Origin of the sequence: Henriciella sp., from assembly GCF_049649345.1 — a bacterium.
Lineage (GTDB): Bacteria > Pseudomonadota > Alphaproteobacteria > Caulobacterales > Hyphomonadaceae > Henriciella.
Genome location: NZ_JBARZC010000079.1, coordinates 1 through 4,636 on the forward strand (window position 1 = coordinate 1; position 4,636 = coordinate 4,636).

Consider the following 4,636-nt stretch of genomic DNA (forward strand, 5'->3'; position numbering starts at 1 on the left):
CCATTACACCGGTATGGAGACAGGCGACGCGGCGCTGGAGCGGATGTGCGATGCAGAGGCCTCAGTGTCGGCCCATTATATGGTGCGCGAGGATGGCGAGATCGTTGCGCTCGTGGACGAGGACAAGCGGGCCTGGCATGCCGGTGTCTCAAGCTGGCAGGGCGATACCGATCTCAATTCCCGCTCCATCGGCATCGAGATTGTGAATGGCGGCCATGACTGGCTCGGCCCCGATAGCAAGCTTCCTCCCTATCCGGACGCTCAGATCCAGGCGGTGATCACCCTGTCGCAAGGCATCATCGAGCGCTGGAACATCGCCCAGACGCGCATCGTCGGCCATAGTGACATCGCGCCCCGCCGAAAGGCCGATCCCGGCGAACACTTCCCATGGGCAAGGCTTGCCCAGCACAATGTTGGGCTGTGGCCACTGGCTCTGGAAGACAAGGACGGGTCGATTGAGCGGGCGCTGCAGCAGATCGGCTATGACACCGAGGATTTGGAGGCGGCAATCACGGCCTTGCAGCGCCGGTGGCGGCCTTCCCGCGTCGATGGCAAGGGCGACCGCGACACCCGTCAGATCGCGCACTCCGTCGCCGCGCTTTACGCCTCTGCCTGATCCTCTTCGGGCTGGTCCAGTTGGGCCTTTTGCAAGCCGATCTTGGTGGACCACTCGACCGACAAGGCCGCTCCAAGCAGCAATGACGACACCGACACAAGCAGCCAGATGAAACCAAGGATCACCGACGCCAGCGCGCCGTAGAATGTGTCGAGGACGGAGACCTTTAGATAAAGATGGTAGGCCCAGGTGGCGATGCTCCAGGAGAGGGCGCCGGCCGCAGATCCGAGCGCGAAGGCCCGGTTTGAATTGAGACGACCATAAAGCGACAGCGAGATGATCAGATAGAAGATCGCAAAGCAGGCGAGGAATTTTCCAAGCCACAGGCGCGACGCAATCATCGAGACATTCTCTGCAAGCTCGAAGGCGATGAAGCCCTGGCGTTCGGTGATGAAGGACATCAGAAGCTGCAGTGCGCCGAGCAGCCAGACGAGCAGGATCAGCAGCGTTGTCATCAAAAGCGAGACGCCCTGAAAGCGGATGATGTTCGATCGTTTCTCGCTGCCAGCGACCATGCGGATGCCGGTGATCGCCGCCTTGGCGCCTGAACTTGCCGTATAGAAGACGATGAGGACCGCAATGACCGCGCGGATGGTCAGGCCCTGCGGCGTCGCATCCCGGATCGTGGTCAGATCGGCCTGCTTCAGGGGCGCAACAGCCGAGATGAGGACCTGGTCGATCGTATCGGACAGGTTTTCAGAAAGATCATGCGGCAGGAGCGAGAAGAGCAGGGTCAGTGTCAGGTAGATCAGCGGGAACACCGAGAAGAGCGCATAGAAGCTGATCCCGCCCGAAACGATGCGGACTTCCGGTTTCGACAGCCGCATGATCGCATGCCACAGCGGCAGCAGGATCCAGTCGCGGAACACCGACGGCAGCGGTAGCTTTTCGATCCAGGCTTGCATGTGTCCGGCCTTTTCCCTCTCGCCGACTGCTCCGATGATGGGGCATCCGGCGCGCTCTGGCCAGACCATAGCCCGATGGGCCTTCCAATTCCTTGATTTTGCCGCCGTCGGCCGCTAGGAGCACGCCCACAGGAAATCTTCCGTATTGCCGCGGCTGCTGAACCGATCGAGCAATCGAGGAAGAGATCAATTTCACACCCAAACTCGCGGGCCGAGCGCCGCGCCCTTGCGCGCAGGCATGACGGCAGGCATGGCTCACGACCCTGTCGAGGCTTCGACGATAAGAACTGGAAGCTGATCTACAGGCGTGCAAATAAACTGAAGCGCGCGCGCCAGATTGGCAAGATCTGGCCGCATCGCGAATGGGAGAAACTTATGGCGGATGGAGAGCCTGTGAGGGTGCTCTTCGTGTGTTCGCGCAACCGGTTGCGAAGCCCGACAGCCGAGGCCGTGTTCAATACGGTCGAAGGCGTTGAGGCCCGGTCTGCCGGCACGGCGGGGGATGCCGACTGGCAGATCACGCTGGATGATATCCAGTGGGCCGATCTGATCCTCGCCATGGAAAACAAGCACGCCAACCGGCTAAAGGCCGACTTCCGTCAGGCTGTCGCCTACAAGACGATCGGTGTGCTCGCCATTCCTGACGATTACAAATACATGCAGGAGGATCTCGTCGAGTTGCTGCGACAGCGTGTCATGCCGTTGATCAGGGCGTCGGAGTGATCGTTTCAGATTGACCTAAGGGCCGCACACCCATTCGCCGTCATAGGTTCGGGTTGCGCCGTCGACGCGGTTCACCGACATTGTCGCGGCCTGCCGGGTCTGCTCTGTGTTGTCTACTTCGGCCTCGCCGAGTTCAACCTCGATCACATAGCCAGCGCCTGCAAAGAGACCGGCTTCTGCCTCCAGACGGCTGAACCCGCCCCGCTGTTCGCCATATAATTGTTCAGCGCCGCTGCCGCTGTCGACAGCGGCGGTAGGACGGGAGCTGTCGCCTGCATCGGCTGCCGCCAGCATCAGTATCTCCCCGCCATCGGCTGCCGCGAAGCTGCAGCGTAGCTCGCCTTCCAGCACATCCGCAGCATCTGCGCCAATAGGCTGGAGCGTGCTGGCACTGGTACCTCCCAGTGGACCGGAGGACGTATCATCAGTGCTGTCTGGGCGCAGCAAGTCGCCCTGTTCATCGGTTTCAAGCGCATCTTCCAGGGCGCTGTCGGTTGAGGTGCTATTGGTGTCGCTGGTCATGCCGTCGTCATCGGTCTGAATGTCAGCCGGTGGCGACGGTGATGCAGCCTCGGTCTCGTCGTCTGAGGGGGAGCAGCCGGCCAGGAAAGCGGGGACGGCAAGAATGGATGCGATTACAGCGACATGTCTCATGCGTGCCTGAACGACTGAAGCGGCCGAGCGTTCCGGTCGCCTTCCAAACGCGGCATTTGCTGATACAGCCTGCGAGAGGACTCGCGTTCATACACCAGACCAACTATATGACGCGCCTGACCAGACGGCCGGGCAGCTGCTGGTAGCGGGGTAACCTGCTGCTGGAGGAAAGTCCGGGCTCCATGGAAACAGGGCGGCGGGTAACGCCCGCCCGGCGCAAGCCGAGGGAAAGTGCCACAGAGAGCAGACCGCCAGCTGCTAGCAGCTGGTAAGGGTGAAAGGGTGGGGTAAGAGCCCACCGCGGGGGCGGTAACGTCCCTGGCATGGTAAACCCCGCCTGGAGCAAGACCGAATAGGGGGCGCATATGGGCCGTTTCCAGCCCGTGCCCCGGGTGTGTCGCGTGAGGGCCGGTGCAAGCCGGCTCCCAGAGGAATGGCTGCACAGGCGCGAAAGCGCTGGACAGAACCCGGCTTACAGGCCGTCTGGTCAGAATTCTCCCTCTTCCATGGCGTATATCTTGCACAGCATCCTTCGTTGAACGGAGCATGAAATCCATGTAATGTCAGCGTCTCAAGCGTAGAGGGGACATGCGCACACTTCGCCGGCGACACCTCGCATCATTGAAGATGCTGTTTGCCATCGCGCTTGCCGCGATGGTGGTGCGTGCCATGGTGCCAGCCGGCTGGATGATCATGGCCGATCCGGTGACGGGCCAGCCGAGCATCCAGCTCTGTTCGGGCAAGATGACTGTCGCCTCGCCTGTCGCGGCAACATCTGTTTATGCCCACGGCGATCATCATGGGCACGACATGCAGGGCGATGCGCACGATGGCCGTGCGATGGATCTAGGCGAGCAGACAAAGGCTCCGCCTGACCAGGGTGATCATGATCACGACCTCACCGAAGTGCCGTGCCCGTTTGCGCTGTCCTCTGTGCTCGGTTTGGCGGGCGAGGGCCTGCCCAGTCTCGATCCGCATGTGCCAGCTGCGCCTGACCGCGCTGTTCCTCCTGTGCGGGGCCCACCGGCCGCGCGCATTATCCAGGCTCCCCTTCCGGCTCGCGGGCCGCCTTCCCCGATCTGATTTTCTCTAACTCTAAAATCAGAACGCGCCTGCCCGTGAGCGGCGGCGCACAGGAAGAAAGTATTTTACAGACATGAAACGCAATAAAACCCCCCGGCAGATCCGGGGAATACCTGGCCTGCCCGCCAAAGCCTGTTTGCTGGCCGGCACCGCCCTCTTCGCACTTGCCTTGCCCGCAACAGCCCATGACGGCGACGGCGGCAAGGTCACCTATGCCACCGACCATGCGCCGATTGGCGTGATGGCGGACCACCGCCACAAGACCGGCGAGTGGATGTTGTCCTACCGCTACATGTATATGGACATGGCGGGCAATCGCGGCGGGACCGACACGCTCTCGCCTGACGAGATTGCGACGTCGGTTCCCAACCGATTCTTCGGCAATCCGGGCATGCCGCCGACGCTTCGTGTGGTGCCGGTCGAGATGCCGATGAAGATGCATATGGTGGGCGCGATGTACGGCCTGACGGACCGTATCACGCTTGTTGCCATGGGCATGTATGTGGACAAGGAGATGGACCACATCACCTATCAGGGCGGTATGGGCACGACCCGGCTCGGAACCTTCACGACCGAGGCGGCCGGCATAGGCGATACGACGGTCGGGGCCCTCATCGGCCTCGACGATGGCAGTATCCCGCATGGCCAGATCAAT

General features: G+C 61.7%; 5 protein-coding genes, 1 other RNA gene and 1 pseudogene. 5 read left to right on the plus strand and 2 right to left on the minus strand.

The window, feature by feature from the left end; genetic code table 11:
• Nucleotides 1–616: N-acetylmuramoyl-L-alanine amidase (locus WA989_RS02040; protein ID WP_424338865.1), on the plus strand; the 616-nt coding region annotated here is incomplete at its 5' end.
• Here the strand turns inward: WA989_RS02040 and WA989_RS02045 are convergent.
• On the minus strand, nt 601–1,521 hold the full coding sequence (locus tag WA989_RS02045) for a YhjD/YihY/BrkB family envelope integrity protein (RefSeq protein ID WP_424338866.1): 921 nt from the start codon (nt 1,519–1,521) through the stop codon (nt 601–603). The two genes, WA989_RS02040 and WA989_RS02045, sit on opposite strands and share 16 nt — an antisense overlap.
• Nucleotides 1,522–1,896: 375 nt before the next feature.
• On the opposite strand from WA989_RS02045, the gene WA989_RS02050 reads away from it, so the two are divergent.
• The gene (locus WA989_RS02050; protein ID WP_424338867.1) at nt 1,897–2,244 is read left to right on the plus strand and encodes a low molecular weight protein tyrosine phosphatase family protein; all 348 of its coding nucleotides are present in this window, start codon (nt 1,897–1,899) and stop codon (nt 2,242–2,244) included.
• A gap of 15 nt (nt 2,245–2,259) precedes the next feature.
• Here WA989_RS02050 and WA989_RS02055 read toward each other — a convergent pair whose 3' ends face one another.
• Nucleotides 2,260–2,898, minus strand: coding sequence for a hypothetical protein (locus tag WA989_RS02055; protein WP_424338868.1), 639 nt, complete (start codon nt 2,896–2,898; stop codon nt 2,260–2,262).
• Nucleotides 2,899–3,018: 120 nt separating this feature from the next.
• Here WA989_RS02055 and rnpB point away from each other — a divergent pair.
• The 3 genes and pseudogenes from rnpB to WA989_RS02070 form a co-directional block, all read left to right on the plus strand.
• An RNA gene (gene rnpB, locus WA989_RS02060) (RNase P RNA component class A) lies at nt 3,019–3,389 on the plus strand.
• A gap of 97 nt (nt 3,390–3,486) precedes the next feature.
• The gene (locus tag WA989_RS02065; protein WP_424338869.1) at nt 3,487–3,981 is read left to right on the plus strand and encodes a hypothetical protein; all 495 of its coding nucleotides are present in this window, start codon (nt 3,487–3,489) and stop codon (nt 3,979–3,981) included.
• Nucleotides 3,982–4,054: 73 nt separating this feature from the next.
• Nucleotides 4,055–4,636, plus strand: a pseudogene (locus WA989_RS02070) (transporter); the annotation flags it as partial.

Excerpts from the sequence above, each read along its gene's own strand:
- WA989_RS02055 (WP_424338868.1), bottom strand. The coding sequence starts at position 2,898 with ATGAGACATGTCGCTGTAATCGCATCCATTCTTGCCGTCCCCGCTTTC.
- WA989_RS02045 (WP_424338866.1), bottom strand. The coding sequence starts at position 1,521 with ATGCAAGCCTGGATCGAAAAGCTACCGCTGCCGTCGGTGTTCCGCGAC.
- WA989_RS02065 (WP_424338869.1), top strand. The coding sequence starts at position 3,487 with ATGCGCACACTTCGCCGGCGACACCTCGCATCATTGAAGATGCTGTTT.
- WA989_RS02050 (WP_424338867.1), top strand. The coding sequence starts at position 1,897 with ATGGCGGATGGAGAGCCTGTGAGGGTGCTCTTCGTGTGTTCGCGCAAC.